Below are 16,563 nucleotides of genomic sequence, written 5' to 3'. Positions count from 1 at the left end.
CCCTTAGAGTACGACATGGCCGACTTTCTTGATGCACACATCGCTCGCAGTTTAAAAAAGCTTGAGCAAGCTGGCGGGTTAGATAATAACCCGCACAAAGCTAAGCCCTTAGAGCTTGATGGCTATTTTAGAGCGCCCAAAGAAACTCGGGCGGTGAACCGTTTTTTAGCGGATGCCGGTTTTATCCCGCCGAAAGTGGAGTTGCTTGCCAAAATTCACGACAAGCAACAAGAGTACGATTTAAACCCTACCGCCGAACTAAGAAAAGAGCTTATTGAGCTTAGGCTCAAGTACGATACCTTAAAGTAAGCTCTTAAAATAAGCTAAGGGCATTGAGCATGCCACACAGTGTCACTCCCTAACGCGAGCAAGCAAACCTCTGCTGCACTCATTCCTGCATCGGGTATATCAATACCGCATTGGCGCTTATAAGATTGCGTTAATGAGTCGGAATGATAGTAAAGCTGACAATCACCTGCACCAACACCCGCTCTCAGATGCCACTCAGAAGCGACGCAGCGAGGGTCGCCATCACAAGCGCTTCGACACATGTCATTTTCCGAGATTTGGAAAACCTGCGAGCTGGAAATAAAACCGTTATCCAATGACCAAAAAGCGATGTTGCCCTCAACCGATATCGATAAATCGCTGCAGGTTTGATAAGCGCCATCAAATTGACTTGGGATCATGGCTGTTAAGGTGCCGGTTGGGGTGGTGTGCGAGTCTGACGGGCAACCTTGAGGGAATTGACCTAGATTGGCAAACGCCTCACAAAAATGTTGGAAGTTATACTGAGCATCCGGATGTTGTTCACCTGCATTGGTAATACGACAATCAAATACATTCCACAACCCATCTTTATTGATGTCTTCCTCAGGGTCGTTTATGCCATTTTGATTGGTATCCCAGCAATGTATGCCAGCTTCTCCAGCCGGCCCTGGCGCGCCTGCGGGTCCGGCAGGACCTTGAGCGCCCGCCGGTCCTTGGGCTCCATTAGCACCGTCATTACCGTCAATGGGGCACCCAGCCAATAGGCTTGATAACGCCAACACTGCTGCTATTTTGATGAATTTCATAACGACGTCCTTATACTGGCGAACTGTTCATTTATTTAGTGCTAAAGGTGGCTAGGCATCTTGCATGGTGTCGGTAATAACGATTTCTCGCAATAACACACTTTGTGGCAATTCGTAGGAAAACTTTATGGTTCGAGCGACATCCTCGGCGGTAATGTTTACCGCACCCACGGCGTTTTTCCATTGGTTATAACCGTCAATAATGTTCTTATCTGTAGTATGACCCAACAGTTCAGTAGTTACTGCACCCGGCTCTACGGCTATTACGCGAACATTATGAGGGCTCATTTCCATGCGAGCGGTTTGGGTTAATCCGCGTACACCATATTTACTGGCGCAATAGGCAGCGTGGTTTCCAAAAGGCTGAATTCCGGCGATGGAGGACAAATTAATAATGGTACCGGATTTACGTTCGCGCATGTCCGCCATCACGATCTGCATGCCATTCATAACCCCCATGACATTCACATCCAGCATGGTTTTCCACTCGGCACTGTCTTGGCTGGCAATATCGCCTAGAAGCATCACCCCAGCATTATTGACCAATAAGTCGGTTTTACCATACTGCGCTTCCGCTTCTCGTACCGCCGCTTCAAATCCTGCTTTATCGGTGACATCTACTTCGCGACACAATGCATTAGGTAAATTTAATGCCTGCATTTTGTCGACACGCCGTGCTAACAGCAGCAAGGGGTAACCGTCTTTAGAAAATTCCTGCGCCATTGCCATTCCAAAACCAGAGCTTGCGCCGGTAATGACAACCAGTTTTTTATTGGTCATAAGTCGTCCTTTTTATGCATTAATGAACTTAAAAACTAGCACAAAAGCATACCAATTAGCGAATTGCGTATTTACCTGAGACAAGGCAAACAGTAGGCTATAAAACGCACGTTTGAATTAACAAGGAATCTTTCATGAGCTATCAAGCCATTGTGTTAAAAGCGTATCCCGAAGCCCACATTAACCAAGACACCTTTGAGGTGGTTTCTCGCCCTGAAGAGCCGCTTAAAAGCGACGAATTTCGTATTGCCGTTAGTCATTTATCGTTAGATCCTGCAATGCGAGGCTGGGTATCACCGGATCCAAACAGCTACATTCCACCGGTGCAAATTGGCGAAGTCATGCGCGCCATTGGCGTAGGCACGGTCACCGAATCGAATCACCCTAAGTTTCCTGTGGGTGCGCGAGTGACCGGCATTACTGGCTGGACCGAGCAACTGCTGAGTAATGGTACCGGTATGACTGTGCTACCAGAAGGCGTGAGCGCAGAGTTAGCTTTGTCAGCGTTAGGCATGCCAGGCATGACCGCCTACATTGGTTATAAAGACATTCTCGAAGCCAAGCCGAATCAGACCATTGTGGTCACCGGTGCCGCCGGTGCCGTTGGCTCTGTGGTGGTGCAAATGGCGGTGGCCGACGGCCTTAACGTGGTGGGTGTTGCCGGTAGCGATGATAAATGCGACTGGCTAACACAGCTGGGCTGTCAGGGCGTTATTAACTACAAAACCGATAACGTCGCGGAAAAGTTGCTGGCATTAACCCCTAATGGCGTCGATTTGATGTTTGAAAACACCGGAGGTGAAGTGCAGCATCATGTGATTGAGCGCATTAATCCCCATGGTCGTGTAGCCGTGTGTGGTCTTATTGCCGATTATCACTCAGCAACGCCAGCACCCGCGCCAAGTTGGATAAACCTGATTAAGCGTCGTGCTCGCATTGAAGGCTTTACCATTACCGATCACTATCATCGTGGTGCTGAAATCACCCAAGGCTTATTGGGTTACCTGCAGCAAGGTAAGCTGGAGCACAAGGTGCACACCTTAAACGGCTTAGAAAGTGCCATTGACGGTGTGAACCTACTGTTTAGTGGTGCGAATACAGGTAAGCTCATCGTTGAGCTGTAGCCACTGAGTTATAGTCGCAGAGCTTTAGCCACTAACTCGAGCCCATAAAAAAACGCCGCAAAAGCGGCGTTTTTTATTGAGAGCTAAAAAGCTTACTTGTTAGCTTGCTTTTCTTTCTCAGCAGCAATGACTTGCTCTGCAACGTTAGCAGGACATGGTGCGTAGTGGCTGAACTCCATAGAGAACTGACCACGACCAGAAGTCATAGTACGCAGGTGACCAATGTATCCGAACATTTCAGATAGTGGTACGTCACCCTTAATACGAACACCTGTTGCGCCCGCTTCTTGACCAGAGATCATGCCGCGACGACGGTTCAAGTCACCGATTACGTCACCAACGTGGTCTTCTGGAGTGAACACGTCAACTTTCATGATTGGCTCAAGAAGTTGTGCGCCAGCTTTTGGAATCGATTGACGGAATGCGCCTTTAGCAGCGATTTCGAACGCGATAGCTGACGAGTCAACTGCGTGGAAAGCACCGTCGTATAGCTCAACTTCAACGTCTAGTACTGGGAAGCCAGCTAGAACACCGTTTTCCATCATGGCTGCAAAACCTTTCTCAACGGCAGGCCAGAATTCTTTCGGTACGTTACCACCAACAACTGAAGAGCTGAACTTGAAGCCTGAGCCTTGCTCGCCTGGCTTGATGCGGTAATCGATCTTACCGAATTGACCAGAACCACCAGACTGCTTCTTGTGCGTGTAGCTGTCTTCAACTTGTTGAGTAATAGTTTCACGGTAGGCTACTTGTGGCTTACCAACTACTAGCTCAACGCCGTAGGTACGCTTCAAGATGTCTACTTTAATGTCTAGGTGAAGTTCACCCATACCTTTAAGGATGGTTTCGCCAGAATCTTCGTCAGTTTCAACAACGAACGATGGATCTTCTGCAACCATCTTACCGATAGCGATACCCATTTTCTCAACAGAACCTTTGTCCTTAGGCGCAACAGCAATCGAGATTACTGGCTCAGGGAAGATCATTGGCTCTAGAGTACAAGGCGCATCGGTAGCACATAAAGTGTGACCGGTTTGAACGTTCTTCATACCAACAACAGCGATGATGTCACCGGCTTGGGCACGAGTCAGTTCAGTACGCTCGTCTGCGTGCATTTCAACCATACGGCCGATACGCTCAGTTTTACCTGTGTAAGAGTTAAGTACGGTCATACCTTTCTCCATTACACCTGAGTAGATGCGGATAAAGGTCAAGGCACCGAAACGGTCGTCCATGATCTTAAATGCCAAGGCACGTAATGGCTCATCGGCAGAAACAATAGCGTGTTCGCCAGTTTCTTGGCCTTCTTCGTCAGTAAGAGGCTGAGGATCAACTTCAGTTGGGCTTGGTAGGTAATCAATAACCGCGTCAAGAACCAATTGAACACCTTTGTTTTTAAAGGCAGAACCACAGTAAGTTGGGAAGAAGTGCATGGTACGAGTACCTTCACGGATACAACGCTTAATGTCTTCCAAAGAAGGCTCTTCGCCGTCCATGTAAGCCATCATTAGGTCGTCGTCCAACTCTACTGCAGACTCGATGAGTGCTTCACGGTATTCCGCAGCTTTCTCAACCATGTCGGCAGGAATGTCTTGTACTTCGAAGTTTTCTGGAAGGCCAGAGTCATCCCATACGTAAGCTTTTTGGCTTAGTACGTCAACAACACCTGTGAAATCGTCTTCGATACCGATTGGTAGAGTCATTACCAATGGGTTCGCGCCAAGTACGTTTTTAACTTGGTCTACAACGCGGTAGAAGTCTGCACCCATACGGTCTAATTTGTTTACGAAAATTAGACGAGCAACTTCAGATTCGTTTGCATAGCGCCAGTTGGTTTCTGATTGCGGCTCAACACCACCAGAACCACAGAATACACCTACACCACCGTCTAGTACTTTAAGAGAACGGTATACTTCAACAGTGAAGTCAACGTGTCCTGGAGTATCGATGATGTTCATGCGATGGTCTTTCCAGAAACAAGTGGTCGCGGCCGACTGAATAGTAATACCGCGCTCAGCTTCCTGTTCCATGAAGTCGGTAGTTGATTCGCCATCATGCACTTCACCGGTTTTGTGAATTTTACCGGTCAGTTTAAGGATACGCTCAGTCGTGGTTGTTTTACCCGCATCAACGTGCGCGAAAATACCGATATTTCTGTATTTTGATAAGTCAGTCATTTGGTTAATCTACTTGTTAGGTTCAAAATTTGCGGCGCTAGTATACTGGTTTCTTTGACGCATTTATAGCCTCTTTATCAATTCTCGCCATTGATGTGTGAAAACGTGACATTAACGCGGTTATAAAAAAGCAGAAAAAACAGTACAAAGCAGCTATTAGAGGGCATTTTGCTCGCTGAGTTCCCCTACTTTTGCCAGCTAATTTTAGCAGCAGTATCGCTACTCTGCCTGTTTGCCTTGATTGACCACACCGCTTTACTTATTGACGCTAAGCAACCATCTTAGGGTAATAACAAACAAGGGGTCGCTTATGTCTATTGCTCAAATTGAACAGCTAGAACAAGAAATTTTGGAGAAGGTCACCCAGCTCAATCAAATGCGGCAAGCGATTAGCGGTGAGCCAATTGCCGATTATCGCTTGCAGACCTTATCCGGCGAGGTGGCTTTATCTGAGCTGTTTGCCGGAAAAACCAAATTATTGATGATCCATAATATGGGTGAAGCCTGTCGTTACTGCACACTTTGGGGCGATGGTATTAACGGTATTCTGCCCCATTTGGAGTCTGCCCTGTCGGTGGTTTTAGTTTCGAAAAACGACATTCACACCATGCGAACATTCGCTAACAGTCGCAACTGGGGTTTTCGATTGGCCTCCCACGGTGGCGGTGATTACATGAAGCAACAAGTGGCCCAGCAGGGTTACGACAATATGCCCGGTGCGGTTGTTTATGAGCTTCGCGACGGCGTTATTTATCGCACCAACCATTGCGCCTTTGGCCCTGGCGATCTGTATTGTGCCGCCTGGCCTTTGTTGGGACTGGCGGGTATTGGTGAAGCCCAGTGGACTCCTCAATTTAATTACTGGATTAAGCCTCGCAAGCTGGAAGACGGTGACGACAACGTATTGGAGTAGTAAAAATGGAAGTCCCAGAGATATTAATCGACACCCCAAGGCTGCAAATGCGTCACTTTTGCATTGACGACGTTGACGCCGTATTCGCGTTTTCAACCAACCCAGAAGTGTGCCGTTACACCGGCGATGCCGGTACGGTTAAAACCCGTCAAGACGCCATGAAACTAATCACCGACTTATGGCAAGAAGAGTACCAACGTTATGGCTACGCTCGTTATGCGCTGATCCATAAAGGCGATAACAAGGTCATTGGTTTTTGTGGGGTAAAATATTTGGACGACGAGCAGCGACCAGACATTGGCTATCGCATGCTACCTCAATATTGGGGGCAAGGCCTAGCCTATGAAGCGGCACAAGCAACCATGGATTACGCCCGCAATGAATTAGGGTTAACCAATATTATGGCGGAAGCCGTGGTTGAAAACATTGCCTCCAACAAAATCTTATTGAAGCTGGGCCTAACGCTGGTCGACAATTACCAGCGCTATGGCTTTAACGTTAATCGCTACGAGTGAGCGTGAGTTTTATAGGGCTTTATTGGGTCTGTATTCGGGGCAAATATCTTAGCAGTCTAATTAGCTCATGCAGCCAAGTATACCGTCTTGATTACTGATAATGTTCACTCCATGACTCAGTAAAACCACTTTGCATTTTAACATTTTTGCAATAAACTGTTTTTTGCTCAGCTAGAGTAAAGTGCAAGGATTGCACGCTGATCGATGTGAATGGCTCATCAATGATCACTGTCGGCAATCCCCCCATAAAATCAACAACAACTATAAAGTACCCTAAGGTAACCTTATGAAAAACTTACTAACCGCTGTGCTAGTAATGACTAGCTTTGGCGTATCAGCCGAACTTGAACAGCAAGTATCTGTCAGTTATTTATACAGCAAGACAAAATCAGACTGGGCTTCATCCCTTAACGGAGTGGGGATAACCTATCAGTTGGGGGTTGGCCGCTTTGCAGCTGATCTTCGCCATCAATATTCCAAAGGAGATGGTAAATTTTTAGGCGTAACACCCATCACAGAGTCTCAGCAAGATACAATAGCATATATCGGTTATGACGCTTTCCAAACGGACATCTTTCGATTCACTAGTTTTATTGGCTACCGTTGGGAAAAAGATGAGCTTTCCAATGTTTCCCCGAACTTCTCGGCGCAGTCTCCCGCGATAAAGGTTTCAGCTGCAGCAGAACTCTTGCCTAAAGTGGACGCAACACTCGACTATGAGAGAATATTTTTAGACGGTTACTATACGCCTTACAACATCTACTCCACTGCTATTTACTACAAAATTAACGATACCCTAAGTGCTAATATTGGCTACCTACGAGAACAGGATAGGCTCACTCAATATCAGTTAGGTATTAACTATTCTTTTTAACTTATAAATTTTAATTGGCTTAAAGGCTGCAAAATGAAACAATCAAACAATCAAACAATCAAACAATCAAACAATCAAACAATCAAACAATCAAACAATCAAACAATCAAACAATCAAACAATCAAACAATCAAACAATCAAACAATCAATTTAGCATTTTCACCCTATTTTTCATTTCTATATTATTTACCTCCTCCACCTTAGCCTCTTCTTTACATACGATTAGATATGAGCTTGATGATCTCAAATGTAAGTATCAGCCTCAAACTCTCTATGTTGACTATAACGCTGTAATTGTTTTGAGCGAAGATGGAACCACAGACGATGTTTTCAAAATACCAGACACAATACACCACGGTGGTTTAACTAGAGAGTTAGCGATGATTTATACCCCATATGGGTATGTTCCTGATTGCTCTTCTATCACTGGACAATCTCGCACAATAACCTCTGAGAACTACACGCCTTCGGTTTCAATAAGTGTGGTTGAAGAAAATAGCTGGCTAGGTGGGACTAACAGAGTCACTGTTACCGCCAATGCTAATGATGTGGACGGCCAGATTACTTCTTATGAATGGTGGATTGGCGATGAGAATGGCGCTAATTTACAAAAACAAAACTCAACGTCTAACAAACTGATTTTCTATTCGTCCACTGGTGGTAAAAAAAGCATCAAAATTAGGGTCAATGATAACGGGGTTGTCGAATACGATTCATTTGGAACCAATGCCACAGGACTCCCCATAAACTCTGGTACACCGTACCATTTCCAAAGTATTACCAAAACTATCGTTGTGGACATACTTCCTTGGTCATGTCATAGCAACTGCCAGCTTCATTAGTAAAAATGCCCGTTCCTATACGAACGGGCATTTTTTCACTCTGAACCCTAAATAATTCGTGTCATTTTACGGCGCAAATAAGCGATTTGCGTTTGGTGCGGCAGTTGTTTCGGGCAATTGTCTTGGCAGCCTAGCAAGGTCATGCAGCCAAACACGCCGTCTTGATTGCCGATAACGTGGTAGAAATCGCTATCTTCACGAGCGTCACGGCTGTCTTTGGCAAACCGCGCCAGTTTCATAAGCCCCACCGCCCCCACAAAGTGGTCGTTCATTTGCTTGGTGGCACAGGCCGATACGCAGCAGCCGCATTCAATGCAGCGCTCCAGCTCATACAACTCATCCGCTAACTCCGGCTCCATCGGTGCTTCAATGGAATGAATGTCATTTTCTTGTTGGGTTGGGGTTAGCCACAGCTGCAGTCGCTCGGACAATTGACGCATGAACTTACCGGTATTCACCGACAAATCGCCAATAAGCTCAAACCCCGGCAACGGCATTAGGGTGATTTCAGCGTCGGCATAATTCGCGGTAAGGGTTCGACAAGCCAGCGTTGGCACGCCATTAATGACCATGGCACAACTTCCGCAAATGCCGGCTCGACATACAAAGTCAAACTGCAACGATGGGTCTTGCTGCTCGCGAATCATATTCAAGGCAATGAACACCGTCATACCCGGCGCTTCGGTTATTTGATAACGTTCAGTGCTCGGCTGACAGTCCGGTTGTTGCGGATCGTAGCGAAAAATATTGAAGGTTAAGGTACGGCCTTGGCTCATGATTCACTGTCCTCGAGTCGTTGGTTTGCCGGTTTAAACTGGCTGGGTAACTGAAATGGCATGATGGCATCTTGGCGCTGTTGGGCTGTGGCGCTGTTGCCAAGCTGCTCGCGAATGTCAGCCAATTGCGCGTTGCGTTTTTCGGTGTCGGGATGGGCAATGGCGTTATCATCGCCGTAACCGCGATAACCTGGGGGTAGCTCCATGGCCATCACATCCAGCGCCTCGTAGCTCAGTGTTGGCTCTAAAGCTTGGGCATTGGGCCAGCTTGCTAAGGTGCGATTAAGCCAATTGGCGTCGTCGCGCTTAGGGTAATCTTCCCGCGCATGGGCTCCACGGGATTCGGTGCGCGCTAAGGCGCCGGTGGCCACGGTTTGCGCCACCCGCAACATGCGTTTTAGCCGCAGCGCATCCACCAGCTCTGGATTGGCGTGACGCTTTTTGCAGGTAAGCTTGAGCTTTTGACTGCGTTGCATCAGCTGTTTCAGTGTCGACACTGCTTTTTCAAGCTCATCACCGTTTCTAAAAATGCCCACGTAGTCCATCATTACTTGCTGCATTTCGTTGCGCAGCTGATAGACGTTTTCACCTTCTTCTTGGCTCAATAGCTGACTCACTTCACCGTTCAGCTCGTCAAGCTTAGCGTGGATTAAATCGGTATCGATATGCAGGGCGTTAGCGTCACAAAAATCAGCAACGTATTCACCAATGATCATGCCGGCTACCACGGTTTCCGCCAAGCTGTTGCCGCCAAGGCGGTTAAAGCCGTGCATGTCCCAACACGCGGCTTCACCAACGGCAAATAAGCCTTTGAGCTGCGGACTTTCACCATTGGCTTTGGTACGCACACCGCCCATCGAGTAATGCTGCGTCGGTCGCACTGGGATCCAATCTTTGGCAGGGTCTATGCCCAAGAAGTTCTCACAAATTTCCTTCACTTCACGCAGGTTTTTATCAATGTGCTCTTTGCCAAGTAAGGTAATGTCGAGCCATAAATGCGGGCCGTATGGACTATCAACCCCCTTACCTTTGCGCATGTGTTCCGTCATGCGCCGTGACACCACATCGCGACTGGCCAATTCTTTTTTCTCTGGTTCGTAGTCGGGCATAAACCGATGACCGTCTTTATCTCTAAGCAAGCCGCCGTCACCGCGGCAACCTTCGGTGGTTAAAATGCCTACCGGCACAATCGCGGTTGGGTGAAACTGCACCGCTTCCATGTTGCCCAAGGTGGCCACCCCGGTATCCAACGCCAACGCGGCGCCAATGCCTTCGCAAATAATGGCATTGGTGGACACAGAGTATAGGCGTCCATAACCGCCGGTGGCGATGGTGGTGGCTTTGGCCACATAAGCGCTAATTTCGCCGCTGACCAAGTCACGAACAATGGCTCCATGACAACGCTCACCGTCGTGAATTAACGACAACGCTTCTACCCGCTCTATGACCGGAATGTCTAACGAGATGGCTTTATTATCCACCGCGTATAACAGCGAGTGGCCGGTGCCATCGGCGGTGTAGCAGGTACGCCATTTTTTGGTGCCGCCAAAATCTCGGGCGTTAATGAGACCGTGCGCTTTTTGCGCTTCTTCAAGGGTGACTTTTTCGGCGTTGACCACCACTTGCCTTGGCCCTGCTTTTACTCGAGTCCATGGCACGCCCCAATTGGCCAGTTCGCGAACCGCTTTAGGAGCCGTGTGAGCAAACATACGAGCCACTTGTTGATCGCAGCCCCAGTCGGAGCCTTTTACGGTATCGTGAAAATGCACATCTTCGTTGTCGCCTTGGCCTTTTAATGCATTAGCAAGGCTTGCTTGCATGCCCCCTTGGGCCGCTGCTGAGTGAGAACGTTTGGCCGGAATCAGCGACAACACCAAAGTATCGAGCCCGCGCTGTTTGCTGGCGATTGCTACTCGCAAACCCGCCAGTCCTGCGCCAATAACTAAAGAATCTGTGTAGATGATTTTCATGTTTTTGCGCTCCTAGTGTGCCGGCCCAAAGGGTTCAAAATTCAATGGTAAATCCAGCCCTATGGCTACGTAGCCTAGTAAACTGGCCAGCCCCATTAGCATTAAGTAAGCGCACATAAACAAGGCTACCTTTTTAGCGCGAGAGCGATTGGCCACCACGCCCCACTTCAGCGCCACTCGATACAATCCAATCATGGCGTGAAACACCACCGCGGGCAGTAGCAGCAGATACAGTAGCCAGGCATGCTCATGCACCACCCGTGCCGCACTGTAATGGGGGCCAATTTCTGGATTAAGCAACATGGTGAACAAGTGAACCGATACTAAGAAAAACAGCAGGAATCCGGTCAGCATCTGCCAAAACCACAGTTGTGTGTCGCCGTGCTTTACTACGCTCATTTGTTGGCGCAATGCTTTCCAATGACGATAGCGGGTTGGAAAACGCCTAAGTGCGGCAGCCGCGTGTGCGATGAACAGCAGCAGCATAAAGCCGCTGAAGACTCTGGTAACCCACATTCGGCCCAAACCGTCATCGGTAAACAAGCCCCCTTCGAGGATCTGCACCACGGCGAAAAAGGCATCTTTGCCCAGTAAAATGCTGGACTCAAAGTGAATGTGCACAATCAAAAACAGCGCCATCAAAGCGCCGGTAACGCTTTGAAGCAGGTCGATGCGGGCCTGATTAGGGCCAACGGGAAGCTGAGGTTTCATGGCGAGCATTCCTAGATATCGGTTGGTTGAGTTCTTAGTTGAGCATGTAGCTGAGCACGTAGTTAGCCATCAGCATAGAGCAGCTTTTTTGACGAAACCCGAATCTAAGTCAATATTTGTGAACTTTAGTCACTGGTTAGACCGGACAACCTGCGCTGCTTCACATTTGCGCATTTCGCGGGAAAACCGGAAAGACTCGCAAAGCCAAGAAATTGGTTTACAATTAGCGCCAACTATTTTTTGAGGCAGTAACAACCCATGGCTTGGATTCAAATACGAATTGACGCAACCAATGAAACCGCAGACGCAATTAGCGATGCGTTAACTGAAACCGGTGCTTTATCCGTCACCTATATGGACGCCAAAGACGATCCAGTGTTTGAACCGCTGCCTGGTGAAACAAGGTTGTGGGGCGAGACCATTGTTATTGGCCTTTTTGATGCCCTAACCGACATGGACGCTGTGGTTGAGCAGCTTAAACTGTGGCCGAGCATGCCAGCAGATTTTGCTTATAAAGTAGAGGCGCTCGAAGATAAAGACTGGGAGCGGGAGTGGATGGATAACTTCCACCCCATGCAGTTTGGCCGGCGTCTGTGGATTTGCCCGAGCTGGCGAGAAGCGCCTGAGCCGGATGCGGTTAATGTGCTGTTAGACCCAGGCTTGGCTTTTGGCACCGGTACTCACCCAACCACAGCCTTGTGCTTAGAGTGGCTCGATAGTCTTGAGTTAGCCAATCGCCAAGTGGTGGATTTTGGTTGCGGCTCGGGCATTTTAGCCATTGCCGCGCTTAAGCTTGGCGCAGCCCATGTAACCGGCATCGACATTGACCCTCAAGCCATTGAAGCCAGCCAAGAAAACGCTCGTCGTAATGGTGTCGAGCGAAAGCTGTCGCTGTATTTGCCCAATGACCAACCGGACGAGCTGAAAGCTGAGGTGCTGGTTGCAAACATTCTTGCTGGGCCGTTGAAAGAGCTTGCGCCGTTAATTGCCGAGCGCGTGCAAAGCGGTGGTTTGTTGGCATTATCAGGCTTACTTCAAGAGCAAGCTGACGAATTGCGTGAGCATTATAGCCAATGGTTCGAAATGGATGAGCCTGCTCACAAAGAAGACTGGTCACGCTTGACAGGCGTGCGAAAAGGCTAATGAATTTTAGGGCTGCATCCCTTGGTAGCCCTCGTTTTTCTCTCCTAAAATTAGCAAGTTATTAACAACTTGCTTAAGCTTGTGCGCTTGGTCAAATGTCAAGCAAAAAACTTGTAAAAAGCTTAATTTTTAATCTTTTCTCGGCTCAAAAAAAGACGTAATATAGCGCCCCTTTGTTGAGCAAGGGTACTGCGAGGTGCAACCAATGCGAATAGGCGATTATCAATTAGATAACCCCCTAATCTTAGCACCCATGGCTGGTGTTACCGATCAGCCATTTCGTAAATTGTGCCTGCGATACGGCGCCGCTTTAGCGGTTTCAGAAATGCTGTCTTCCAACCCAGAGGTTTGGGATAGCGAAAAAAGCCGACAACGCATGGACCACAGTGGCGAACACGGTATCCGCTCAGTACAAATAGCAGGCTCAGACCCACAGCAAATGGCTTATGCTGCTCAGTTCAACGTTTCGAACGGTGCGCAGATCATCGACATTAATATGGGCTGCCCTGCAAAAAAGGTAAACAAAAAGCTCGCCGGCTCAGCCTTGTTAAAAGACCCTGAATTGGTGGAGCAGATTCTATTGGCGGTTGTTGGTGCGGTAAAGGTACCGGTAACCCTAAAGATTCGTACTGGCTGGGACCCCGATAATCGTAACGGCGTCGAAATAGCCCGCATCGCGCAAGAGTCCGGTATTCAAGCGTTGGCCGTTCACGGTCGAACTCGAAAAGACATGTACAAAGGCGAAGCGGAATTCGACACCATTAAAGCTATTAAGCGAGCGATTTCGATTCCAGTCATTGCAAATGGTGATATCGACAGTCCGGAGAAAGCACAGGCCGTGCTGGATTATACAGGCGTCGATGCGCTTATGATTGGCCGTGGAGCCCAAGGAAGACCTTGGATTTTTCAGGAAATTTTGCACTACCTGAAAACAGGTACAAAAGCACAACCGATTGCAGACAGTGAACAGCAGCAAGTGATGCTGTCACATCTTGATATGCTGCATCAGTTTTATGGTGAGTTTAAAGGGGTGCGCTTTGCCCGTAAACACATCGGTTGGTACCTAAATTCAGGAGAGCAAAAAGAGTTCCGCGCGGTCTTTAATCGATTGGAAAGTGCTCAAGAGCAACGCGAGTCATTAACGCGTTATTTTGGGCAAGTTTTTACACTTTAATTTAAGAGCAAAACAAAGCATGTTTGATCAACCTACTCATAACGAAGCTCAACTTACCGTTGGAAAAATTGAAACCGCAAGCGGCGCTATTAAGCCACAACTATTGCGTGATTCAGTAAAGCGCGCAGTACAAAACTACTTCGCTAACCTTGAAGGCCAAGAAGCCCAAGAAGTTTACGAAATGGTACTTTGCGAAGTTGAAGCTCCTCTTCTAGACATCATCATGCAGCACACTCGCGGCAACCAAACTCGCGCAGCCAACATGCTGGGCATCAACCGCGGCACCTTGCGCAAGAAGCTTAAAAAATACGGCATGAACTAAGCAGCTAACAGTAAAGACAAAATAAACAAAGGGTTAGATTTTTCTAGCCCTTTTTTTTCTGCTTTTTACCCACGAATTTACCCACTTCCTGTTTCGTAAATGCGAGAAAAATCATGCTTAGCATTGTATAAAGTAATATGATGATTGTTGAAAAGTTATCTAGACATTTATAAGGATATAGATATGCGAGCATTCATTTTACTAATCATTGTTGTGGGGTTATGGCAATTGTTGCCAGATAAAGAAAGTTCTACGCAATCTCCTCGAGCAAAAGAAACCAAGACCGCACAAGAAGTCGCTGCAGAAAAGCAGCTACGAGAAATCACTCAACAAATGAGAACAAACTGCAGGCTGGCAGTAAAAGATCGTTTAAAATTCCCAAACGAATCAAAATTCAAGCAAATAAACACTTTCAAAGGCACAACGATTGATACCCCTGATGGTGAACAGCAAGTTTACGTCGTAAAAGGTAGCATAGAAGCCCCAAATAAGCTTGGTAAAACAGTACAGTCTAGTTTTAGCTGTATATTTAATGAACGAGAAGGAAAGGTTACTCGCACGTCAATAACGATAGATTAGCTATCCTATAAGAAGTTTGTGCAAAGTGGCTGCGAGTTTATTTGAGATACTATCCTCATAAACTCGCTAGTCCAAAAATCATGAGTCTGTAACTAATTGTACTTATTAGGATTATAATTATTCTTTTCAATTATTTCTTTGGTTATGAATTATCTTTCACTAACCGAACTGCGACCGCAACAGGTTCATTCGCTGAAATATTACTATTCCCATCCAAAAACCCTACTTGCCGAAAGAAAAGTTGATTAACTCCTTGAACGTGCCAACGAGTACTGGTTCTATAAACTGAGTAGGAACCCACCATTGGAAAGACTGGCTCATAAATTTTCCAGTCGTCCTTGTCTGAGCTATCACAGCTTTCTTCAACCTCAGTTAGAAAATAAGAAGGCACGCCTGTCGGGCAATACACTAGCCCCATTAATTCATCTCTTGTTGGAAGTCGCCAACCACCCTCTGTTGCTATAAGATATTTCATTGCATCAACGTGAGTCATTAACGTTAAATCTCCTTCACAAGTATTATCCAACTCGTTCCAGCTTTGCCCAATACCACATCTTGCCCAAATCAACCGGTCTGCTAAATCCAACACGACTGCTCCATTTGGTTCGTACCGAGCTACAACTTCTTCAATCTCGCTTGCCTCACTTTCTCTCTCACCATCAACCGCAACGAGCCTAATGAAATACACTTCTTTAAGGTTCTGAGGAGTATAACGATAAGGGCTTGAAACGTTCTTTATCCACTCCGAGTTTTCGAATGAATTGTAGTTCTCAAAATCAAAATTCTTATCCGTTGAAATATAAAGATCGTAAGACAAGCCCTTATGCGCTTCCCAATTAACAATAATATTTCCGTGTTCAGTTTCAATACTAACGCCACTTGGCTTCATAACCGGAGGGAGTGGTTGCTCTTTCTCTGTATTGTTATTCCCACCACATCCTACTAACGCTCCAATTAGTACTATAACGGTTAACATTTTTTCCATTTTTTCTTCTTTTAATCATTTGCAGGAAGGTTGCTAAAAACAGATATAAAACAACAAATAAAGAAATCTAATCCTTAACGTTATTTAGTTATATTTCATATCAAAAATTTTAGGTGTACTTCTCCTTTTATATCGTCCAGAAACGAATGTTTAGCCTGCGCTGTCTATTTTGTTCAGTTCGTCACGAACTATCGTGATACTTTGATCTGCGTGAAACCCTATTTTTGCTTGGTGACCATCATTAGCAAGTAAGACAACGGTTATAGGAGGCAACGCATTCCCTTCCTTATCGTAAACGTTTGAAAGGGTAATTGATTGTTGAGGTTTGCGGGTTAGTATTAACATAAGCACAGTCCTTTGTATTAGTTTATGGTTTTAGCATAGTCAAAAATCGCTCACTTTCTACTCTTTTTTATAGAGTGCAGAAACGCGCGGTTATTCGAAAAGGCTAGCTCTCAGATATCCGATATCGCTTTATTAATCATTGCGATAACAGATATTACCCCACAGCCAAAAGCCTCCAAAAGTGCTAAGCTTTTTTTGCGAGAGCTGTACCCCTTTACCCCTCGAACCCCTGATTATGTGCAAATAATCAATAATG

18 protein-coding genes are annotated in these 16,563 nt (G+C 46.7%); 10 read left to right on the top strand and 8 right to left on the bottom strand.

What is annotated here, in order from left to right; genetic code table 11:
• Nucleotides 1-15 precede the first annotated feature (15 nt).
• Nucleotides 16-309, top strand: coding sequence for a DnaJ family domain-containing protein (locus CLC91_RS00635; protein ID WP_095497021.1), 294 nt, complete (start codon nucleotides 16-18; stop codon nucleotides 307-309).
• 14 nt (nucleotides 310-323) lie between these two features.
• Here the strand turns inward: CLC91_RS00635 and CLC91_RS15010 are convergent, their stop codons facing one another.
• Both CLC91_RS15010 and CLC91_RS00625 read right to left on the bottom strand, forming a co-directional pair.
• Complete coding sequence (locus CLC91_RS15010; RefSeq protein WP_095497020.1) at nucleotides 324-1,076, bottom strand: hypothetical protein; 753 nt, start codon at nucleotides 1,074-1,076, stop codon at nucleotides 324-326.
• Between the two features lie 51 nt (nucleotides 1,077-1,127).
• Nucleotides 1,128-1,856, bottom strand: a complete 729-nt coding sequence (locus tag CLC91_RS00625; protein ID WP_095497019.1) for an SDR family oxidoreductase — start codon at nucleotides 1,854-1,856, stop codon at nucleotides 1,128-1,130.
• A 134-nt stretch (nucleotides 1,857-1,990) separates the two neighbouring features.
• Here CLC91_RS00625 and CLC91_RS00620 point away from each other — a divergent pair, with 134 nt between their 5' ends.
• Nucleotides 1,991-2,980 (top strand): NADP-dependent oxidoreductase, encoded by a 990-nt coding sequence (locus CLC91_RS00620; protein ID WP_095497018.1) that lies wholly within the window; start codon nucleotides 1,991-1,993, stop codon nucleotides 2,978-2,980.
• A 92-nt stretch (nucleotides 2,981-3,072) separates the two neighbouring features.
• Here CLC91_RS00620 and fusA read toward each other — a convergent pair whose 3' ends face one another.
• A complete protein-coding gene (gene fusA / locus CLC91_RS00615) occupies nucleotides 3,073-5,157 on the bottom strand; it encodes an elongation factor G (RefSeq protein ID WP_095497017.1) in 2,085 nt (694 codons plus the stop codon).
• A gap of 310 nt (nucleotides 5,158-5,467) precedes the next feature.
• Between fusA and CLC91_RS00610 the strand changes: the two genes are divergently transcribed.
• The 4 genes from CLC91_RS00610 (at nucleotide 5,468) to CLC91_RS00595 (ending at nucleotide 8,302) form a co-directional block, all read left to right on the top strand.
• Entirely contained in the window at nucleotides 5,468-6,070 is a 603-nt protein-coding gene (locus CLC91_RS00610; protein WP_095497016.1) for a DUF899 family protein, read from the top strand.
• A gap of 5 nt (nucleotides 6,071-6,075) precedes the next feature.
• Complete coding sequence (locus CLC91_RS00605; protein WP_095499812.1) at nucleotides 6,076-6,585, top strand: GNAT family N-acetyltransferase; 510 nt, start codon at nucleotides 6,076-6,078, stop codon at nucleotides 6,583-6,585.
• A gap of 286 nt (nucleotides 6,586-6,871) precedes the next feature.
• The gene (locus CLC91_RS00600; RefSeq protein WP_095497014.1) at nucleotides 6,872-7,459 is read left to right on the top strand and encodes a hypothetical protein; all 588 of its coding nucleotides are present in this window, start codon (nucleotides 6,872-6,874) and stop codon (nucleotides 7,457-7,459) included.
• A 33-nt stretch (nucleotides 7,460-7,492) separates the two neighbouring features.
• On the top strand, nucleotides 7,493-8,302 hold the full coding sequence (locus CLC91_RS00595; RefSeq protein WP_095499811.1) for a hypothetical protein: 810 nt from the start codon (nucleotides 7,493-7,495) through the stop codon (nucleotides 8,300-8,302).
• 47 nt (nucleotides 8,303-8,349) lie between these two features.
• Here the strand turns inward: CLC91_RS00595 and CLC91_RS00590 are convergent, their stop codons facing one another.
• Genes CLC91_RS00590 through CLC91_RS00580 form a run of 3 tightly spaced genes read right to left on the bottom strand, consistent with a single transcriptional unit; the run spans nucleotide 8,350 to nucleotide 11,759 of the window.
• Nucleotides 8,350-9,078: a fumarate reductase iron-sulfur subunit gene (locus CLC91_RS00590; protein WP_095499810.1), complete on the bottom strand. Its 729-nt coding sequence runs from the start codon at nucleotides 9,076-9,078 to the stop codon at nucleotides 8,350-8,352.
• A complete protein-coding gene (locus CLC91_RS00585; RefSeq protein WP_095499809.1) occupies nucleotides 9,075-11,048 on the bottom strand; it encodes a fumarate reductase flavoprotein subunit in 1,974 nt (657 codons plus the stop codon). The genes CLC91_RS00590 and CLC91_RS00585 overlap by 4 nt, the downstream gene beginning before the upstream one ends.
• 12 nt (nucleotides 11,049-11,060) lie before the next feature.
• Nucleotides 11,061-11,759, bottom strand: coding sequence for a fumarate reductase cytochrome b subunit (locus tag CLC91_RS00580; RefSeq protein ID WP_233132547.1), 699 nt, complete (start codon nucleotides 11,757-11,759; stop codon nucleotides 11,061-11,063).
• A 258-nt stretch (nucleotides 11,760-12,017) separates the two neighbouring features.
• Here CLC91_RS00580 and prmA point away from each other — a divergent pair, with 258 nt between their 5' ends.
• The 4 genes from prmA (at nucleotide 12,018) to CLC91_RS00560 (ending at nucleotide 14,977) form a co-directional block, all read left to right on the top strand.
• Nucleotides 12,018-12,902, top strand: a complete 885-nt coding sequence (gene prmA / locus CLC91_RS00575) for a 50S ribosomal protein L11 methyltransferase (protein WP_095499807.1) — start codon at nucleotides 12,018-12,020, stop codon at nucleotides 12,900-12,902.
• Nucleotides 12,903-13,107: 205 nt separating this feature from the next.
• Nucleotides 13,108-14,076 (top strand): tRNA dihydrouridine synthase DusB, encoded by a 969-nt coding sequence (dusB, locus tag CLC91_RS00570; protein ID WP_095499806.1) that lies wholly within the window; start codon nucleotides 13,108-13,110, stop codon nucleotides 14,074-14,076.
• Nucleotides 14,077-14,095: 19 nt separating this feature from the next.
• Nucleotides 14,096-14,398: a DNA-binding transcriptional regulator Fis gene (gene fis / locus CLC91_RS00565; protein ID WP_095497007.1), complete on the top strand. Its 303-nt coding sequence runs from the start codon at nucleotides 14,096-14,098 to the stop codon at nucleotides 14,396-14,398.
• Between the two features lie 183 nt (nucleotides 14,399-14,581).
• A complete protein-coding gene (locus CLC91_RS00560; protein ID WP_095499805.1) occupies nucleotides 14,582-14,977 on the top strand; it encodes a hypothetical protein in 396 nt (131 codons plus the stop codon).
• A gap of 142 nt (nucleotides 14,978-15,119) precedes the next feature.
• Here CLC91_RS00560 and CLC91_RS00555 read toward each other — a convergent pair whose 3' ends face one another.
• A complete protein-coding gene (locus CLC91_RS00555) occupies nucleotides 15,120-15,962 on the bottom strand; it encodes a DUF1566 domain-containing protein (RefSeq protein ID WP_095499804.1) in 843 nt (280 codons plus the stop codon).
• Nucleotides 15,963-16,112: 150 nt separating this feature from the next.
• Nucleotides 16,113-16,307, bottom strand: a complete 195-nt coding sequence (locus tag CLC91_RS00550) for a carbon storage regulator (protein WP_095499803.1) — start codon at nucleotides 16,305-16,307, stop codon at nucleotides 16,113-16,115.
• Nucleotides 16,308-16,563: the final 256 nt, after the last annotated feature.

Origin of the sequence: Paraferrimonas haliotis (assembly GCF_002282895.1) — a bacterium.
Classification (GTDB): Bacteria; Pseudomonadota; Gammaproteobacteria; order Enterobacterales; family Shewanellaceae; genus Paraferrimonas; species Paraferrimonas haliotis.
The sequence above is the reverse complement of the archived record's forward strand: the minus strand, read 5'-3'. Positions and strand labels throughout refer to the sequence as shown.